At 38.8% G+C, this 19,648-nt stretch carries 18 protein-coding genes and 1 riboswitch; of the genes, 6 read left to right on the top strand and 12 right to left on the bottom strand.

What is annotated here, in order from left to right; genetic code table 11:
• Positions 1–14: 14 nt before the first annotated feature.
• The 6 genes from IEE86_RS04160 to IEE86_RS19290 all read left to right on the top strand — a co-directional run bounded on the left by IEE86_RS04160 (position 15) and on the right by IEE86_RS19290 (position 6,029).
• Complete coding sequence (locus IEE86_RS04160) at positions 15–1,334, top strand: gluconate:H+ symporter (RefSeq protein ID WP_191096085.1); 1,320 nt, start codon at positions 15–17, stop codon at positions 1,332–1,334.
• A gap of 82 nt (positions 1,335–1,416) precedes the next feature.
• Positions 1,417–1,529: riboswitch (SAM riboswitch) on the top strand.
• 87 nt (positions 1,530–1,616) lie between these two features.
• The gene (locus IEE86_RS04155) at positions 1,617–2,738 is read left to right on the top strand and encodes a 5-methyltetrahydropteroyltriglutamate--homocysteine S-methyltransferase (protein ID WP_191096084.1); all 1,122 of its coding nucleotides are present in this window, start codon (positions 1,617–1,619) and stop codon (positions 2,736–2,738) included.
• A 755-nt stretch (positions 2,739–3,493) separates the two neighbouring features.
• A complete protein-coding gene (locus IEE86_RS04150; protein ID WP_191096083.1) occupies positions 3,494–4,222 on the top strand; it encodes a class I SAM-dependent methyltransferase in 729 nt (242 codons plus the stop codon).
• The gene (locus IEE86_RS04145) at positions 4,212–4,469 is read left to right on the top strand and encodes a PqqD family protein (protein ID WP_191096082.1); all 258 of its coding nucleotides are present in this window, start codon (positions 4,212–4,214) and stop codon (positions 4,467–4,469) included. Before IEE86_RS04150 ends, IEE86_RS04145 begins: the two co-directional genes overlap by 11 nt.
• Positions 4,466–5,455 carry a GNAT family N-acetyltransferase gene (locus IEE86_RS04140; RefSeq protein ID WP_191096081.1) on the top strand — a complete coding sequence of 330 codons (990 nt, stop codon included), beginning with the start codon at positions 4,466–4,468 and terminating at the stop codon, positions 5,453–5,455. Before IEE86_RS04145 ends, IEE86_RS04140 begins: the two co-directional genes overlap by 4 nt.
• A 130-nt stretch (positions 5,456–5,585) precedes the next feature.
• Entirely contained in the window at positions 5,586–6,029 is a 444-nt protein-coding gene (locus IEE86_RS19290) for an MFS transporter (protein WP_224740800.1), read from the top strand.
• 217 nt (positions 6,030–6,246) lie between these two features.
• Here IEE86_RS19290 and IEE86_RS04130 read toward each other — a convergent pair whose 3' ends face one another.
• The 12 genes from IEE86_RS04130 to IEE86_RS04075 all read right to left on the bottom strand — a co-directional run bounded on the left by IEE86_RS04130 (position 6,247) and on the right by IEE86_RS04075 (position 19,484).
• Positions 6,247–7,668, bottom strand: coding sequence for an aryl-phospho-beta-d-glucosidase (locus IEE86_RS04130; RefSeq protein WP_191096080.1), 1,422 nt, complete (start codon positions 7,666–7,668; stop codon positions 6,247–6,249).
• The gene (locus IEE86_RS04125) at positions 7,640–9,547 is read right to left on the bottom strand and encodes a beta-glucoside-specific PTS transporter subunit IIABC (RefSeq protein WP_191096079.1); all 1,908 of its coding nucleotides are present in this window, start codon (positions 9,545–9,547) and stop codon (positions 7,640–7,642) included. Before IEE86_RS04125 ends, IEE86_RS04130 begins: the two co-directional genes overlap by 29 nt.
• A 326-nt stretch (positions 9,548–9,873) precedes the next feature.
• Positions 9,874–10,707, bottom strand: a complete 834-nt coding sequence (gene licT / locus IEE86_RS04120; RefSeq protein ID WP_191096078.1) for a BglG family transcription antiterminator LicT — start codon at positions 10,705–10,707, stop codon at positions 9,874–9,876.
• 431 nt (positions 10,708–11,138) lie between these two features.
• On the bottom strand, positions 11,139–11,789 hold the full coding sequence (locus IEE86_RS04115) for a methionine ABC transporter permease (RefSeq protein ID WP_034738276.1): 651 nt from the start codon (positions 11,787–11,789) through the stop codon (positions 11,139–11,141).
• 19 nt (positions 11,790–11,808) lie between these two features.
• Positions 11,809–12,831 (bottom strand): methionine ABC transporter ATP-binding protein, encoded by a 1,023-nt coding sequence (locus IEE86_RS04110; protein ID WP_191096077.1) that lies wholly within the window; start codon positions 12,829–12,831, stop codon positions 11,809–11,811.
• Between the two features lie 20 nt (positions 12,832–12,851).
• On the bottom strand, positions 12,852–14,171 hold the full coding sequence (locus IEE86_RS04105; protein ID WP_224740799.1) for an LLM class flavin-dependent oxidoreductase: 1,320 nt from the start codon (positions 14,169–14,171) through the stop codon (positions 12,852–12,854).
• Between the two features lie 2 nt (positions 14,172–14,173).
• Entirely contained in the window at positions 14,174–15,037 is an 864-nt protein-coding gene (locus tag IEE86_RS04100; RefSeq protein WP_191096075.1) for a MetQ/NlpA family ABC transporter substrate-binding protein, read from the bottom strand.
• Between the two features lie 17 nt (positions 15,038–15,054).
• Positions 15,055–15,468 carry an OsmC family protein gene (locus IEE86_RS04095; protein WP_191096074.1) on the bottom strand — a complete coding sequence of 138 codons (414 nt, stop codon included), beginning with the start codon at positions 15,466–15,468 and terminating at the stop codon, positions 15,055–15,057.
• A gap of 23 nt (positions 15,469–15,491) precedes the next feature.
• Positions 15,492–16,337 (bottom strand): MetQ/NlpA family ABC transporter substrate-binding protein, encoded by an 846-nt coding sequence (locus IEE86_RS04090; RefSeq protein ID WP_191096073.1) that lies wholly within the window; start codon positions 16,335–16,337, stop codon positions 15,492–15,494.
• Positions 16,338–16,352: 15 nt separating this feature from the next.
• Positions 16,353–17,381 (bottom strand): LLM class flavin-dependent oxidoreductase, encoded by a 1,029-nt coding sequence (locus tag IEE86_RS04085; RefSeq protein WP_191096072.1) that lies wholly within the window; start codon positions 17,379–17,381, stop codon positions 16,353–16,355.
• A gap of 82 nt (positions 17,382–17,463) precedes the next feature.
• Positions 17,464–18,345, bottom strand: coding sequence for a LysR family transcriptional regulator (locus IEE86_RS04080; protein WP_191096071.1), 882 nt, complete (start codon positions 18,343–18,345; stop codon positions 17,464–17,466).
• A 323-nt stretch (positions 18,346–18,668) separates the two neighbouring features.
• Positions 18,669–19,484 (bottom strand): YwqG family protein, encoded by an 816-nt coding sequence (locus IEE86_RS04075; RefSeq protein ID WP_191096070.1) that lies wholly within the window; start codon positions 19,482–19,484, stop codon positions 18,669–18,671.
• Between the last annotated feature and the right edge of the window lie 164 nt (positions 19,485–19,648).

The following is a 19,648-nucleotide window of genomic DNA, read 5'->3' as shown; positions in this document are numbered from 1 at the left end:
AAGGAGGAAAGATCATGTCGTTAGTGTTTATTGGACTTGGCGTTTTGTTATTACTTTTACTCATGGTTGTCTTAAAGTTAAACGCTTTCATTTCTTTAATTATTGTCTCTTTAATTGTGGCTGTTTTAGAAGGAATGTCACCACTTGAAGCGATTGCTTCCGTCGAAAAAGGACTCGGAAGTACACTCGGGCACCTAGCACTGGTTCTCGGTTTTGGAGCGATGCTCGGTAAATTGATGGCTGATTCTGGTGGTGCCCAGCGCATTGCGATGACACTCATTGACCGATTCGGCATTGGGAAAATCCAATGGGCAACGATGCTGACTGGATTTGTTATTGGAATTGCTCTATTTTATGAAACCGGATTCATTATCTTAATTCCATTAGTCTTTACGATCGCTCAAGCTGCAAGACTTCCTGTGTTATATGTGGGTATGCCCCTCGTCGCTGCACTGATCACCACACATGGCTTCCTCCCTCCTCACCCAGGGCCGACTGCCATTGCCAATGTCTTTCAAGCAAACATGGGACAAACGTTGTTAGTTGGAATTATTCTAGCGATTCCTGCTGTGTTAGTAGGCGGACTTCTGTTTACGAAACTATTTAAAAAAGATCAATTGCACGCACATATACCAAAAAATTTATTTAATCCAAAGGAATTCACAGAAGAGGAAATGCCAAGCTTCGGCATTAGCATTTTTACTGCTGTTTTGCCTGTATTGCTCATGACATTCAGAGCTTTTTTAGAAATTTTCTTCCCTTCCTCTCCATTGCTGCCAACCGCTGAGTTTTTAGGTGAACCAGCGATTGCGCTATTAATCTCAGTCCTGCTGGCCATTTATACGTTTGGACTGGGCAGAGGAAAAAGCATGCAGGAAGTCATGAAGTCGATCACCGATTCTATTGGCTCCATTGCCATGATTCTATTAATTATTGCCGGTGGCGGCGCCTTTAAACAGGTGCTCATTGATAGCGGCGTCGATCAATATATTGCGGGGATCATGCAAGGAAGCACGCTTTCTCCCCTGCTTCTCACCTGGCTCATTGCTGCTGTCCTTCGTGTCTCTTTAGGATCAGCGACTGTCGCCGGTCTCACAGCGGCTGGCATTTCTGCACCACTTATTGGATTGACGGGTGTCAGCCCTGAATTAATGGTCATCGCAACAGGTGCCGGCAGTATTACGTTCTCTCATGTGAATGATGCGGGTTTCTGGATTTATAAAGAATACTTTAACCTGTCAATGGCCCAAACCTTTAAAACGTGGACATTGATGGTCACCGTTCTTTCACTTGTCGGACTAGCTGGTGTTCTCGTCGCTGATTTGTTCATGTAGGAAATTAAATTGTAAAAACCATTGACTTTCTCTCATAAAAAATGAATAATTGTTTATATTAAGAAAATTGAATCAAAAGGTAACCTTATTAAGAGTGGTGGAGGGACTGGCCCTGTGAAACCCGGCAACCGCTGTTCCTAGGAACAGAATGGTGCTAATTCCTTAAACAAGCATCTGCTTGTTTGAAGATAAGGCAGAGTTCTCACAGTATATGACGCTCTTCCTTATCCAAGGAAGAGCTTTTTTATTTGTTTTTAAACCTGTAGAAAGAAGGGATTTAGCATGACACAAGTACAAACCATTGGAAAGAAAACAACGAAGCCGCCATTTCGCGCAGATCAAGTAGGAAGCTTGCTTCGTTCAGAGCGCATCAAGGAAGCACGCAAGCAAAAAGCAGACGGTACGCTGACAGCAGAGCAGCTCCGTCAAATTGAAAATGCAGAAATCACACGTATTGTAGAGAAGCAAAAGGAAATCGGGTTAGAGGTTGTCACAGATGGAGAGTTTAGACGTGCATGGTGGCATTTTGACTTTCTTGAAGGACTTGATGGAGTTGAAGGATTTGAAGCAGATCAAGGCATTCAATTCCACAACACGACAACAAAAGCAAGAGGCATCAAGGTAACAGGCAAGATCGATTTTACAGACCATCCGATGCTAGAGGATTATCGTTTTCTTCACAGCATTGCAGGTAACCATACGGCTAAAATGACGATTCCAAGTCCGAATATGCTCTTTTTCCGCGGAAAGCTTGAAGAAGGTGTATATGACAGCTTAGATGATTTCCATCATGATGTGGCACAGGCGTATAAGAAAGCCATCCGTGCTTTTTATGATGCAGGCTGCCGCTACCTACAGCTGGATGATACAGCATGGGCCGTGTTCTTTTCTGAAAAAGGTCATGAGCAAATCAAAGCCTTTGGCCGAGAAGAAGATGAACTTCGTGCGTCGTTTGCAAAGACAATTAATGAAGCCGTTGCCGACCGTCCAGAGGATTTAGTCATCACAATGCACATTTGCCGTGGTAACTTTAAATCGACTTGGGCAGCTGAAGGTGGTTATGAAGCCGCGGCAGAAACGATTTTTGCTGGTTTAGATCTTGATGGTCTATTTTTAGAATTCGACGATGAGCGTTCTGGCGGATTTGAGCCTCTTCGATATGTGAAGAACCCAAACCTTCAAATCGTACTTGGCCTTGTGACTTCAAAGTACGGAGAGCTTGAGCCAGTTGAACAGATCAAAAAACGAATCGAGGAAGCCGCTCAATACGTAAACATCAATCAAATTTGTCTAAGCCCACAATGCGGATTCGCATCAACAGAGGAAGGCAATCTGTTAACAGAAGAGCAGCAATGGGAAAAGCTGCGTCATGTGATTGAGATTGCTGATCAAGTGTGGAAATAGGCGAAAGCCAACAGAAAAAGCTTACCGTCATAATAAAGAACCGCTAAAAAAAGCGGTTCTTTATTTTTTTGTTATCTCATTCAACATTACACTAAGTTTGATCGTAATATTTCTATAGTCGAGTTAAGAAAATAATGAAGATAACTTATCTTCTTAAAAACCATCTTTTATACTCATAAGTTGTCTTACAACAAGTTGTGTGGATTGATATACGTCTAAGTCATCTTTCTTTCTTGCCAGAATATCCTCTACTGAAATTCCCCTGAAATCGTTTGGCAAATTATTTATCATTGATTTTAATTTTTTTTCTATCTTTTTTCGTTCATTTTCATCCAAAAGATCAATATTCGATCCTAGGAACCGAAAAAAAGCGTTCTACACTTCCTTTGTTATGTAAAAAATGATTTGGCCAATATTCATTAAAAACTCATCAGAATTCATCTTTGCTCAACTCTAACTCTATTTGTACCCTTGATTTACTTAACACTATGCACTTTATAGATAGAGTACCGACATCAAAATTTGTCAAAAAATCATTATTTAAATATTTAAGAAAATATAAAAAATGTGATATTATGACTTTCGTTAGGGTATGAAATTGAAATTTAAGACATATATAGGAGGATGATTACATGAAAAAAGTTTATAAAACTCCACGTCTTGTTGAAATTCGTAATGTAGTTGTCGCTGGTGGACATTAATCATAAACTGATTTTTTTCATACCCTAACACTTTATGAAAGGAGTGTACATTCTTTGCTGACTCATGATGAATGTTATTTATATAATGATTTCGTCAAAGAAAATCAACTATACATATATCCGTTGATAGGTAATAAAATTTTAAACCATACTCTTTCAGGCTCTGAAGAAACCATTGTTGATATGGGAACTGGCCCCGGTTATTTAACACATTATTTATGTGAGAATTCAAATGCGACTATTTATGCTACTGATATTAATGAAACAATGTTAGAAATAGCCCAAAATCAGATAAATACGTGTCTTAATAAAAAAAATGTGATTTTTGAAATACAAGATGTTCATTCACTGACGTATGCAAATGAGTCGATTGATGCTCTAGTTTCTTATTCATGTCTACATCATTGGGTAGAGCCGGTAAAAGGATTAAAAGAATGCTATAGAGTGCTAAAACCGGGGGGTAAAATCATCATTATTGATACTCACCCTATATCTTTACTCTCCTTGAATAGCTTAAGAAAACAAATAGACTCAAAGTATATAAATATTTTGGAGGAAGCCTTCTTAGAAAGCTACACTGAAAAACATGTAGGAGAAATGCTAGCACGCGCAGGTATTTCCAATTATTCATTCCATCCTTTAGAATTCTCTGTTGAAGAGTTTATGGAAGTTATTGATGAAATTGGAGATATACCAACAAGTATGGATACAAACGAGCCAAAACCACAATCTTGGTATCTTGTTATAGAAAAAAAGAATGGAGGAAATCCAAATGGATCATAATACAATTCTCGTAAAAAATCCAGATAATGTTACAAGAAAGTATCTAAAAGGTATCATTATCGAACCAGGCATGTCCCTAAATCAAGTCGCTGCTGATTTTTATGAACGAATTGACGGGCAAAGAGAGTTCATTTCCATAGTAACGGAAATTGCTGAAGAATATGATACAGATGTTCAAACTTGTATGGAAGACCTGCAAGCATTGAGTAAACAATTAATTGAAAAGGAAGTTGTATATGTAAAATGAATAAACTTAATGATGATATTCTAGAAAACATCTATAAAAACATTTCAACTAAGAGAAGCAGAACGATTGTTAATTACATTGCAATGCTAATGGCACTTGCGAGAGATAATGAACTCGACGAGGATGATTTAATTAATTGGATTCACAGTAAATTAAGTGAAATAGGATATTTTCAAGAAAAAAACCGTTTATTTACTCAAAACAAATTAGAAGAATTTGTCGTAGAGTTTATTGAAGGAAGAGCACTATTATATGATGATATCAACATAACTGAAACAAAACAAAACGAATATGTAATCAGTAGCAATCTTTGGTACAAAAAGAATCCACCTGAGAGTTTTTTTTATTTCGGTATTGACCCTGAAGATTTTTCGAGCTATGCACAAAAACTTGCTCAAATAAACGCCGAAAAACTAGGCATCACAATCCATTTTTCTGAGGATCAAGCGAATGACAAAGAAATAGCCCATATCCAGCTGTCAGAAAAATTTTCTCATTCAGAAGAATTGATAGTAACTCAACCAAGTTCAAAAGACTTTTCATGGTTAACATGTTTTTTCAATGAACATTGGGGCGGAACGACTATGGTGTCTAAAGGGACAACTTATAATGTTTTAAATGAAAACATTATGTTGGCTAAACGTGGAGATTATATAGTAGGAATACTAGTTTACAAAATATTTAAAAATGAAGCAGAAATTCTGACTTTAGAGGCTCTAGAAAAGTATCACGGCATTGGAAGTAAATTACTTTTCGAGTTAGAACACCATCTAAAAACACAAAATATACACTCAATTAATTTAATCACTAGTAATGATAACTTAAATGCAATTAGGTTTTATCAAAGAAAAGGATTTTCTTTTAAAAACATCTATATTGGTGCAATTGATAAAGCAAGAATGGTTAAACCTACAATACCCTCTATAGGAAATTACGGAATACATGTCAAAGATGAATTAGAATTAGAAAAAAGGTTGATACAATGACTATAAAGAGCAGACTGATTGTTATTGCGATATCACTAGGAGTTTTTGTTAGTTCAATGAGTACTACCATGTTATTTATAGCCTATCCTGAGCTAGTTCATTTTTATAACATTGATTATGAAGTCATGCAGTGGAGAAACATCGTTTTTTGGTCTTTCTTCGGGGTTTTCATGCCTTTTTTGGCATCATGGCTAAAATGACAAATGTTAAAAAAATGTTTTTAATAGGGTTAGGTTTATTCATTATTTCTTGCTTGCTTAGTGCTTTTTCATCTAACTGGGGAATGTTCTTGGTGGGCCAATCTCTTCAAGGGTTAGCTGATGCTATGATTGTTCCAGTACAGGCTGTGCTTATTAGAAACATATTTAGTGAATACCTTGTTGATTCGCGCGATGATTATGAATGGTTTACTTTTTCAAGTCAAATCAATGGTATCAAATCCATAGAGGATATTTTATCTCAAAATAATCTGAACTTTGAAGATATAAAAGAAACACTTGAAGAATCAATATTTCTAGATGTTATCGAATTAAAACCAATTTTTGAAGATCAAAGCCCCTCTTCAAAAGCTTAAATAAATATATTCGAAGAGCATATGATTTATTTGAACCACGCAACAAGTTAAAGTGTGGTTTATTTTTTGTGCAATTTTGTCTTTTTCATAAAACAAAAGGCATTATCACCCCATCATGCCCCTAAAGAAGACCTAAAGAATGATAATGCCTGAATTCAAATTGTTTTCACCGTTTCAAGACAACTTATGTTCTCAAAGGAACGAAACAATATTTTCTCTATTTAGTATCTAAATGCTCACCATTCGTAGCAATCACTTGTTTATACCAATCAAAACTTTTCTTTTTCTTTCTATCTAATGTACCGTTTCCTTCATTATCACGGTCGACATAAATGAAGCCGTAGCGTTTTTTCATTTCAGCTGTTGATGCACTGACGAGGTCAATTGGGCCCCAGCTTGTATAACCGATCAGGTCTACTCCGTCTGCGATGGCTTCTCTTGCCTCTAGCAAGTGGCTTCTGAGGTAATCAATTCGGTAATCGTCTTGAATCGATCCGTCCTCTTCTACTTGATCGACAGCACCCAAGCCATTTTCTACGATAAACAATGGTTTTTGGTAACGGTCATACAGCTGGTTTAGCGTTGTACGAAGTCCTTTCGGATCAATTTGCCAGCCCCAATCACTTGCTTCTAGATAAGGGTTTTTCACGCCAGCAAATAGGTTTCCGCCTTCCGCCTGATCAAGGATTGCAGGGTCTGTACTTGCCACGAAGCTCATATAGTAACTGAACCCGATATAGTCGACTGTATGGTTTCTTAAAATGTCTTCGTCACCGTCTTGGAATTCAATGTTGATGTTATTTTCAAGGAAATAACGTTTCATGTATCCAGGGTAATAGCCTCTTGACTGTACATCTGAGAAGAACAATGTTTTACGATCTTGATCAATCGCAGCAAACATATCTTCTGGTCTTGAGCTGTACGGATATGTGGTCATCGCTGCAATCATACAGCCTATTTTCGCATCTGGAATGATTTCGTGTCCTGCTTTAACAGCTAGAGCACTTGCAACAAACTGATGATGCGCTGCTTGATATTGAATGCTCTTCTCGTCTTCGCCTTCTTCAAATACAAGGCCGCCCCCTGTGAAAGGTGCATGTAACACAACATTGATTTCATTAAAAGTCATCCAGTATTTCACTTTGTCTTTATATCGAGTGAACAATGTTTTAGCATATGTTTCGTAAAGGTCCACAAGCTTGCGATTTCTCCATCCGCCATAGTTTTTCACAAGAGCCAGCGGCATTTCATAATGAGAGATTGTGACAACTGGCTCGATTCCATGCTTATGCAGTTCATCAAATACTTTGTCATAGAAAGCAAGTCCCGCTTCATTTGGTGTAGCATCGTCGCCATTTGGGAAAATACGTGGCCAAGAAATGGATAGTCTGAAGCACTTGAATCCCATTTCTGCAAACAGGGCAATATCTTCTTTATAGCGATGATAGAAGTCGATCGCATCATGATATAAGTTAAGGTCCTTCATTGATTCGTCAAATGGGTGCATAATACCGTGTGGTGATACATCAGCTGTCGACAAGCCTTTTCCATCTTTGTTATAAGCGCCTTCTATTTGGTTGGCGGCTACCGCGCCGCCCCATAAGAAACCTTTAGGAAATGTTTTTTCTAAATTGGTCATGTTGAATGCCCTCCTCATTTTCTTCTACACTGACTGTAAGCAGTGTCTCTTTTACTGTAATCGCCCCATCTGTTTTCGCATCAACTTGTGCAAAATCATTTGTGTTGGTGACGATAATTGGCGTTGTTACATCATAGCCATCTTGCTGAATGCCCTTGATATCAAATTCAACTAGCAGATCTCCTGCTTGAACGAAATCACCTGACTGCACATGACTTGTGAAATGTTTACCGCCAAGTTTTACTGTATCAATCCCCACATGGATGAGAAGCTCTGTGCCTTGATCACTCTTTAAACCAATGGCATGTTTCGTTTGGAAAATGGTTTCAACCTTGCCGTTGAATGGTGCTACTACACGTCCAACTGTTGGGACAATGGCTGTACCTTTACCCATGATTTCATTAGAGAATGTTGCATCATTTACTTGATTGAGCGGCTTTAGTTGACCTTCAAGTGGGCTTTGTACCACTTCATTTTGAAGCGTTGCTGTGTCTTTCGTTTCTTCTGGTTTGTCTGCTTTTGTATCATCTTTCACTGGTACATCTTTGAATCCTAGAACAAGCGTCATGATGGTTGCTACGACAAAGCCGATCACTAAACCGATGATGGAGTAGACAAACGTTGGTCCAATGAATGTTGGGAGACCTGGGAGACCTGCTGATCCAGATATCACATATGACTTTACTTTGAAGATGGACATGAATACGCCGCCTGCTGCTGCACCGATGAGGGCTGCAAGGAACGGTTTTTTCAATCGCATGTTCACACCATACATAGCAGGTTCAGTAATACCCATTAATGCAGTGATACTTGTAGACATCGCCAATGATTTGAATGTTTTGTTTCTTGATCTTAAGAAGACACCGAATGCTGCGCCTGCTTGTGCCATATTCGCTACAAACATCATTGGAAGAATGAAGTCAAAACCGTTTAATGTAATGTTGTTGATCATGATTGGAAGTAGTGCATAGTGCATGCCCGTAATGATCAATGGTGACATGAAGCCGCCGATTAAGAGTCCAGCCAAAATACCTGCATGTTTGAACAATAAATCAATTCCACCTGAAAGGCCATTTCCGATAATCCCACCAAGTGGTCCAACCGCGATGAGCATAATTGGTACCACGACAAGAAGTGTGACCGTTGGGACAAGGATGATTTTCAGTGATTTCGGACTATATTTTTCTGCGAATCTTTCAACATATGAGCCGAGCCAGATAGTGAGTAGAATCGGAATCACCGATGAAGAGTACACAACGGCAACCACTGGCAAGCCTAGAAATTCTGTATTTCCTGCGCCTAGTAAAGCAGTTAACTGCGGGTGCAGTGCGGCTGCTGCAATGGCTGCGGCGATATACTGATTTGTCCCAAGCTTTTTGGCTACGCTTACAGCAAGCAGAATCGGTAAGAAGTAAAAGGCTCCGTCTCCGATCGCTGTTAAAATCGTATACGTACTGCTTTTATCTGATATCCACTGGAACGTGAGCATTAGTGCCAATATCCCTTTGATCATACCGGCTCCAGCAATGGCTGGAAGAATCGGTGTGAAGACACCAGAGATAAAATCGAAAAGCTTTGAGATCACATTCTGTTTTGATGCTTCATCTGTCCCGCTTGACTTTACATCTGTTGACAGGCCTGAGTCAGCAATCATCGCTTGATAGACATTTGATACATCGTTTCCGATAATGACATGGTATTGACCGCCACTTTGATTCACACCCATGACGCCATCTGTTGATTGCAGCTTCCCTTTATCCGCCTTGCTTTCATCGTATAAATTGAAGCGAAGTCTTGTCATACAGTGTGTGACGTGCTTGACATTCTTTTCACCGCCAACAAGCTCTAAAACTTCTTTTGCTGTTTGTTTGTGGTTCATTGTATTACCCTCCAATCGTTGATTAAATCATGATATAGAAAAAACCTAAACATCCATTAATGTCCGAAAAATAGCGATTCAGACATTAATCGATATTTAGGTTTTGCCTGCTTAACCAGTAACAATCCTTCATAGCGATTGATCGTTATTTAATTTTTATAAGTCTTTAGATATAAAAAAACCTAAATCATGCCTTATCAAAGATAGGGACAATGATTTAGGTTTTGCCTGCTTGACCAGTAACAATCCTAAAAGATTGTGGGTTATTGAGTTTATAGTTATAAATTATCATGTTAATTTTGAGATGTCAACGCTTTCTTTTTGATTTATTTTCTTTTTATGACTCGATCGATGTGCAAAGTTAAGTATAACATCTCATCTTCTATGAGACTTCGGTTGTATTCTTTTTGAACATAGTCATTAATTTTCTCCGCACATTGAAAAGCGGCTGTATTTTTTTCCTTTACCACTTCATACAGAAATTCATTTTGATTTTCCATTTGTGTTTCGTTAAACAAACGCTGTCCAAAAAATTTCAAATGCGTGACAAAACGGAAATAATTTAATGATTCCTCGTCCAAATCAATTTGAAAATGATACTTCACGATGTTCAAAATATCTTGAATCAGCTTTGTAATTTGAATGACATTCGGCATTTCCTCATTCAGTTCTGCATTGACAATATGCATCGCAATAAAGCCTGCTTCATCCTCGGGAAGGTGGATGTTGAGCTTGTCCTGGATGATGCGAATGGCTTCTACACCACACACGAACTCATCTTTATATAACCGTTTGATTTCCCAAAGCAAGGCATTTTTAATGTCCATTCCTTTTTGATGACGTTCAATAGCGAAGGTGATATGATCCGTCAATGTTACATAGATGCTGTCATTTAAATTTTTGTTAAGGGTCGTTCTTGCATGATCAATAATCGCCTCACACACTTGCATATACTCGATTGGAATATCATAAAGCAGGGTTTTGAATTTTTCTGATATATCTTTATTTTGAATGGAAAATACTTTTTCGATACGTTCTTCGTCAATCGGGTCACCGCTTTTCTTTTGAAACGCGATCCCTCTGCCCATAATGACCAGCTCATGCTGCTCGTCATCATAAGCACTGACAACATTATTATTGATTACTTTTGAAATGATCAATTGATACCCCCCAGTACATTCCGCTTTTTCGAGCATGTCATTATTGATGGATATGTCATTTTATTATTATTTTCAAAAAAGAGGACTTTAAGATGATTTTACATTTTTTTTTGATACGGTCAACTAGAAAGAATGACATATTACCTCTCAAAAATGACAAAATAGGGGCTAAAAACATACAAAAAACACTCTTTTTAGAGTGTTCAGCGTCTAGACAACCAGTGCTCATCATTCCTAGACTTCATTTCACGATGAAAAGGCAACAAAGTGCCAAAACAAATGACATTTGAGCACTTTGTCTAACTTCAAAGGTGTTCATTTTTTTGAAGTTTGGATAAATGATTCACGAGAGAGAGCTTCCTTTTTGATCGGTTGATACTTATGATGAGAAAGACATCCTTTCTTTTTCATACATAAGTCTTTCCAAGCTGTTAACGCCTTCTAATTTTTTTGGATGTGATGTTACCGGCGGATTGAATTACCTGTACTATAACAACCAATACGAAAACAGTGACCACCATGGTGGCTGTATCAAAGCGCTGATACCCATACGTCAATGCCAAATCACCAACTCCGCCTGCTCCAACTGCGCCTGCCATTGCAGATGCTCCTACCAAACCAATTGTAGCTGTTGTAAAGGTGAGCACAAGCGAGCTGAGACCTTCAGGCAATAAAAAACGATAAATGATTTGCCAAATGGTCGCTCCCATCGCTTCTGCCGCTTCAATAATCCCCTTATCTACCTCAAGAAGTGAGTTTTCAACAAGTCGTGCGATATACGGTGCGGCATAAACAACAAGCGGTACAATTGCTGCAGTCGTTCCTATCGCTGTTCCAACAACGAGTCTAGTAAATGGAATAAGTGCAACAAGTAAAATAATAAACGGGATCGAGCGTAAAATGTTAATGACAGAATTCAACAGATGAAAAATGGCCGACTGCTCCCAAATGTGTCCCTTTCTTGTGATCACCAGAATAATTCCAAGTGGTAGTCCAATAATGATAGAAAATAAAAGGGATAAAGTGACCATATATAAAGTTTGACCAAATCCAGTTAAAAGTTGATCTAGCGATACTTCCATTCCAAAAAGCTGCGATGTACTAGTCAAGACCTGTTACCTCCTGCACATTGATCTTCTCCTGTTGAATATAAGAAAAAGCTTTTTCAATTTCGGCTTGTTCACCTGTCACTTCAACAATCATATTGCCAAAAGGGATATCTTGAATTTCTGAAATATTGGCAGACAAGACATTGACATCAATATCATATTTCTTTGCAATGGTGGATAGGAGCGGTTTGCTGGAACTATGACCAATAAAGTTCATTTTCCACACCGTTTTTTGGCCATTTTTTAATTCTTCAATCACGCTATTTGGCAAATGCTCATGGATAACCGTTCTGACAAAACGTCTTGCAATATCAGTTTGCGGATGAGAAAAAATCTCATACACGGAACCTTTTTCAACGATTTGGCCATTTTCCATGACAGCTACTTTTGTACAGATATCACGAATGACAGACATTTCATGTGTGATTAACAGAATCGTAATATCATAGGCTTGATTGATTTTTTTAAGCAGGTCTAAGATTGCAGACGTCGTACCTGGATCAAGTGCAGATGTCGCTTCATCACATAGAAGAATAGACGGATTCGTTGCCAGTGCACGTGCAATTCCGACACGTTGCTTTTGTCCCCCAGATAGCTGCTCTGGATAATTGTTGGTCTTTGATTCAAGACCTACGAATGATAAAAGTTCGTCTACTCTTTCTTTGATTTTCCGCTTTGAGCTTCCGCTTAATAAAAGCGGCAGGGCCACATTATCAAACACTGTCTTTGATTGAAGTAAATGAAAATGCTGAAAAATCATGCCGATGTCTTTTTTCTCTTTCCTTAAGCTCGCTTTAGATAGTGAGGTCAATATTTTTCCATTCACCTTTACCTCTCCTGATGTCGGTCGTTCTAGTAAGTTCACGAGTCTTAATAATGTGCTTTTTCCCGCCCCGCTATATCCAACCACACCGAATATATCGCCTTTTTCGATGGTCAGATTGATGTTGGACAAGGCTTCGATGCTTTGCTGTCCACTCTGATATACTTTCTGTACATCTTTAAATTCAATCATAGGCCGGACCTCTCTTTACTTTATTGATATCGGTTAACAGGTACACGAAGCCCCAAATGCTCCCGAAGTGTGTGCCCTTTGTAATCGGTACGGAATAATTTTCTTTCCTGTAGAATAGGAACAACGAGCTCGACAAAGTCTTTTAATGTATCTGGGAGAACAGCAGGAATTAGCATAAATCCATCTGCTGCTCCTACATCCACCCATTTCTCCATTTCATCTGCTATTTGTTCTGGTGTACCAATCCAATGGTCATGTGAAGCTGCATTACTCACCTTGGCATAAAGCTCACCAACTGTTGGGTTTTGCTCATGGATGATACGCATGATCGTTTCAAAGTCACTTTGAATACTATCTACTTTCTTCCACGCCACCTCTTTTGCAGGCGTGTCTAGAGGATAAGCTGTTAAATCCACATTTCCAACATAACCAGATAAGAACTTTAGTGCCTGCTCAGGCAAGAGTGCTTCGTCAAGCTGACGCTTTTTTTCCTGTGCTTCTTTTTTTGTTCTTCCGATAACCGGTGATATCCCTTGTAAAATATGAAGTTCATTCGGCCTTCTTCCGAATTGAGGCAACCGCTCTTTCAATTCTTTATAAAACGCTTGAGCAGATTGCAAATCTTTCTTATGACTAAATACCACTTCCGCTGTGCGTGCGGCCAATTGTTGTCCTGGTTCAGAAGAGCCCGCCTGAAAGATGACGGGCTGCCCTTGCGGTGTTCTTCCTATATTTAAAGGACCTCGAACTTGAAAGTATGTACCTTTATGATGAATCGGATGAACCTTTTGTTCATCGTAAAATTGCCCTGTCCCCTTATCTCGAATAAAGGCATCTTCTTCCCAGGAATCCCATAACCCTTGCACGACATCGATGAATTCCTCTGCCATTTGGTAGCGGTCATCATGTTTGACATGTGACGTTCGTCCAAAGTTTTGTGCAGTTCGTCCCGTTGCATCTGCTGTAGTGACGACATTCCACCCAGCACGTCCTAAAGTCGCATGATCAATAGATGCGAATTGTCTTGCCAACACATATGGCTCACTATAGGTTGTTGAAGCAGTAGCTACAACGCCAATCCGATTTGTAGCAACGCCCATCGCCGTAATTAGAATCGCTGGATCAAATCGATTAAGAATATGAGGGTGAGAATTCTCATCTATTGCAAGGCTGTCTGCAATAAATACCGCATCAAGTTTTCCTTCCTCTGCTTTCTGAGCCATTTTTTGATAAAAATTCACATCAATGCTTGCATCTGATTGTACATGCGGGAGTCTCCATGAGCCAAGATGCATACCAGATCCAACGAGATATACGGCTAATTTCATCTCTTTGGTCATGCTCACGCCCCCTCTTTTTGTATAACTTTGTCATATTCCTTTAGCAATTGATCAATCGGTGTAGTGACTGGCAAAAAATTTCCTTCGTAGTGCTTCGTAATATAATCCGTGACTTTTTTAGAATGTAAAATCTCTGTGATTGTATCAAGCTCTTTCCTTTTCTCCTTTTGGACATCCTTTGTCACAGCAACTACATTAATATACGGAGCTTCTTTTTTACTTTCATGATATAAAGAACTCTTCAATTTATAGCCTGCTTCAAGGGCGGTACCATTATTGATCACCGCTGCATCCACATCATCTAAAAGACGGGGCAGATTTGCCGCTTGAGCAGGAACAATGTCTAAGTTGTATGGATTTTCTAAAATTTTATCCTCTCCCCCTTGTCCATTAAAATCATCCTTTAACTTGATTAAACCAGCATTTTGCAATAAAACGAGGGCACGAGGCCAGTTGCTATCATCATTTGGAATCGCAATTTTATCGCCCTTTTTAATATCTTTTAAGCTCTTTCTTGATTTAGAGTAAATGCCGAGAGGGGCTGCAATTGTGGCAATATCGGCTACCAGTTCGCTCTTTCTTGTTTTATTCCAGCTTGCTAAATAGGCAAGATGCTGAAAGGCGTTCGCATCTATTTCGCCATCTTCTGTTAATTGATTGAGATCAACTCCACCAGTAAATATTTTCAACTCTAAAGTGAGGCCTTGCTTTTTCGCCTCCTCCTTCACAACCTTCCAAAAATCAAGGGTTGCCTCAGTGGTTCCTAAAGTAAGCGTTTGTTTTTCATTCGACGCATTTGTTTGTCCGCAAGCAGTAACAAGGAGGCTCAGTATGAAAATAAAAGCGAGTATATTGACTTTTCTCATGTGGATTCATCCCCTCTTTATGAACTAACGGCTTTTGTTTGATTCGTCACGTCCTGAAATGTAATATCAATTGCATTCATGAGTGAACGTCTAATGGTGCAGCCTCTTTCAGCAGATGTAATGACCTTTTGACGAGCCTCTTCACTTAATTCTTTAGGCAGCTTGATTGACAGGTGCAGTTTTTCTACTCTGGATGGTCCCTCCACTGCTTTTTGAGCTTGAACAGCCACGTTGAAATTTTCCTCTGTGATCGGAGTCCCTTCTCTTTCTAATAACACTCGTAAATTGAGCGATGTGCAGTATCCAAGTGAAGCGCCTAATAATTCAAGTGGTGTTAAGCCATCTGTTCCAATGGTGCGACTGCCTTTTACCTGTTTGCCACTTTCGTTATAAATCGAAAATTCTTCACCATCTAATTTAATATTAGTCATAGCATTCATCCCCTATATTAGTTTTAGTTCGTGATTTCACTGACTGGTTTATCGACAGGAATTTTCGTTCCGCCAAATTCCTTTTTTACATAGTTCTGAACTTCTTTTGAATGATAGACCTCTGCTAGTTTTTTTAACGTTTTGTTGTCTTTGTTTTTTTCTTGTGTCACAAGCAGGTTGATATTCGCCTTCGTGTCTTGATTTACTTCTTCGTGATATAGCGAGTCTTTAATGGCGTTTAGACCGGCATCAAGTGCAACACTGTTTCCAATTAACGCAGCGTCGACATCCGGGAGCACTCGTGCCGTAGCTGTACCATCTGTTTCAACAAATTGCAGCTTATTCGGATTGTCATCAATGTCCTTCAAGGTGCTAAAAGAGTTGAAATCAGACTTCAGCTTGATGAGACCAGCCTTTTCTAGCACTCTGAGTCCTCTTGCTGTATTCGCTGTATCATTTGGAATCGCCACTTTCGCACCGGTTGGAATGTCCTCAAGTTTTTGATATTTGTCAGAGTAAAGCCCCATTGGCTCAAGATACGTTGTGGCGATGGCGACAAGCTTTGCCTTCTTTTTCTTCACGTAATCTTGGAAATAGGATAGTGATTGGAAGGAATTTACATCTACTTGACTATCATTTGTGGCTTCATTAATTTGCACACCGTCATTAAATTCTTTGACTTCAATCTTCAAGCCTGCTTTTTTTGCCTCATCTGATTTCGCAATAAATTGCCAAACTTGGGCATCGGATCCTTGTGATGCAATCACAATTTTATCCTGCTTTCCTTTGCTGCTTGATTGTTGACCACCGCATGCGGCTAAGACTGCCACTATAATTGCTAGTAAAATAAACACACTATATTTTTTCATTGTCATCTTCTCCTTTTATGCCAATGTCTCTGCGTGATCGTGATGAAAGGCATCCTTTAAAAGAACAAGGGACCTTTTTCGTTTTTCCGCATCATCAATCGGTATTAAAATGATAAATTCATCAATTCCTAGCTTATTCTGCAAAGCCAGTAGTTTCTCTCGAACTAACGCCTGTGTCCCGAAAATGACCTTTCGCTTTTGTCTTTTAATCTCATAGGGTTCACCGCTTTGATTTCCAAATTCTCTTGCATTTTCCACACTTGCTAGGGTAAATGATTTTCCACTCTTTAAGTGGACTTTGACAATTTCGTCTTTTGAAATAAGGCTTTTCGCTTCTTCATTGGTTTCAGCTGTGATGACAGGCAATGCGAGAATGAATACCGGCTTCTTCTGTACATGTTGATCTACATTCTGTTGAAATGCTTCGATTGCTTCCTCTAGTTCCTGTTCATTACTATTGATAAATTGGGCAAAGACAAAGGAAACGCCTAGTTTAGCAGCAAGTTCAGCACTTCCCTTACTTGTACCAAGCAAAAAAAGATCAGCAGATACCGGTGGCAGCGGATAGGCTCTAATCTCATCCCCATTTTCATCCGTGTGTTTTTGATGATTAAGCCACTGGGCCAGCTCTTTGATTTTTTCTGGGAACGGAAAATGATCCTGTGATACACCTTTTTGTAAGGCAGCAGTTGAGACAGGCAGTCCACCAGGTGATTTCCCTACACCGAGATCAACTCTTCCTGGTGCAAGGGTGGCCAGTACATTGAAGTTCTCTGCAACTTTATATGGGCTATAGTGCTGCAACATCACTCCACCAGATCCGATTTTGATTTGATTTGTTTGAGCGAGTAAGTATGAGATGAGCACCTCGGGTGATGACCCTGCACGCTCTTTCATATTGTGGTGTTCAGCTACCCAAAACCGATGGAACCCTTTTTCATCCGCAATCTTTGCTAGTTCGACGGTATGTTGCAAAGCTTCTTGAGAAGTCTCATTTTGATAGACAGTACTTTGATCAAGAACGCTTAATTTTAATGACGACATAATTGATCACCTCATCTATGATTATTAAAACTGATTATTACCATAAAAATAGTATGATTTATATGTAGACAAAGCTCATTTATTAAAGCATTAGGCTCCTGTTGAATTGTTGATAAATCGATTTGACACGATCAGTAAAAACAGATTTTGTGCCTTTTAATGAAACAAGACTGATTTGATGACTCACGCTTAGCATGTTCAATCTCTTTTTCATCAACGTGCCTTCTCTCAGCTCCTTCATCACACTCAGTTCAGGTAAAAAACCGATTTTTCCATGTCTAATTAATTCTTTAGCTACCTCAAAATTATCTGTGTGAAAACCAATATTTGGCGTCACCGGAAGTGCTTCAAATATTTTATGAATCATTGCCCAATCAAATGAGCCACATTGATAAAAGACAATGGGATGATGGCTAATATCCTCAATCGTTGGCTTCTCAATCGACAATAATTCGTGACCTGGCGGAACAATCAAGTGAATTTGGTTGTCTAACAGTTTAAAAGAATCGACTCCTGGATGAGAAGTATGCTTCATTAATCCAAATTCCACCTGTTGATTTAAAACCGCTTCGAGCATCGAATCATTCGTTGTCGTCATCGTTTTAAATGTCACGTTTGGATAGCTTTTGCTCAGATACGGTAAAAGGTGCGGTAAATAATATTGTGCCATTAATAAATTGGAACCAATCGTGACTTGATCTTTTTCATTCGGCACGTGCAACTGTTTTTTTCCATTCTGATAACTTTTTAAAATCTCCTCGGCATATGGTAAGAAATTCTTTCCCTGTTCAGTGAGGTGAAACTGTTTCCCTTTTCTCATGAACAATTTTGTATTGAGTTCGCGCTCTAAAGTCTGAATTCTTGCAGAGACAGAAGGCTGTGACAAAAACAGTGCATCCGCTGCTTTTCTAAAACTCTCAAAATGATTAACATAAACGAATGCCTCTAAGTGATCAATGTTCATGGCGCACCTTCTTTGTAAATTAATGTCTAACATTCTATCACACAACTATTATTCAGACAATTCCGATATTTAAAATATGAATTGACAAAATTCCTATTTGACTTATCATATCAAATTAAAATATAGTAAATTGATCTGTTTAATTTAGATTAATATTATCCTTCATTTTTTTCACGGTCAATTTGATTTCATTCGAATACTTTTATAGGTTAATAGATATTTTCTATCAACGATCGTTTGAGCCTTGTTCACAAAAAAACCTCCATCTGAGATGGAGGTGCATACCGTAGACAAACAATCTATAAAGGGTGTTTTTTACAAAATCAAGAACAATCCCAATTATAGACGACATTCTCGAAATTTTTTCGTTTGAGGTCTTCTGGTTTGATAAAGAAGTTGGCGATCCCGCAATCTCCCCATAGCAGGTCAACTTCATCATCTGAGTCAATTTGCAATAATAGAACGGTATGATCTTGATCTACATATGTACGCGGGTCCTCTTGTGTAAATCCTGGATATCCGCCCAATTTGTGACCAAAGCCACTCGCTACGTCATAAAATTCATCTAACAAATCATCTGCTTTATCACCATCAATACCCTCTGCATCTTCAAATAGGTCCCAGCTTTGTTTGCCTGTGACTTTTTCAAATCGAAAATCTCCTACGCTAATCGTTTCACTTGATAATTCACCTGTAATCGCGCCTTCCTTCATGACAGGAAAATAAAAATCATCCGGAATTTTCACAAAGGAAAAATCAGTCAACAACTCTTCTTCAGCTAAGAAAGGTTCTTCAATGAATTTGATTCGAAAATCCTTTTGCTCTGTTTTATGGTCAATATTCATCCCATAAAGATCATCATGCACAGAAATAAAGATTTGCAGAAGTCCTGTTTCTGGATAATCCTTCAGCTTCGGTAGCTGGCCGAAATTTATTTGTGCCAAAAGCTTCATAGGATGTCCTTCACCGTCAACTGGATATTGATCTTTTTTGGAAAAGTAAGGGTCGCCAGCTATTTTGCTGTCGTATGGTCCTGTTTTTCCTTGTTTCATCTGTAGTTGAACCATTGGTTTTTCTGTTTGATCTAACAATGGACGGTACGGCGCAAGTATTTCTTGCAGCTTCGCTGATTGTGTCACGATGATCTTCCTCCTTATGAATAGGTCTAATGACCAGACTATTATCTCTATTTCTATCATACAGAAGTGTACCTTGCCTGTCAGTGATAAATCGGTCAATATCCTAACCAGTTTCTTACCTTAAAACGTTAAAAAACCTCCAATATATCTGGAGGTTTTGGTCG

Origin of the sequence: Bacillus crepusculi (assembly GCF_014764715.1) — a bacterium.
In the GTDB taxonomy this organism is placed as follows: Bacteria; Bacillota; Bacilli; order Bacillales; family Bacillaceae; genus Bacillus.
The sequence above is the reverse complement of the archived record's forward strand: the minus strand, read 5'-3'. Positions and strand labels throughout refer to the sequence as shown.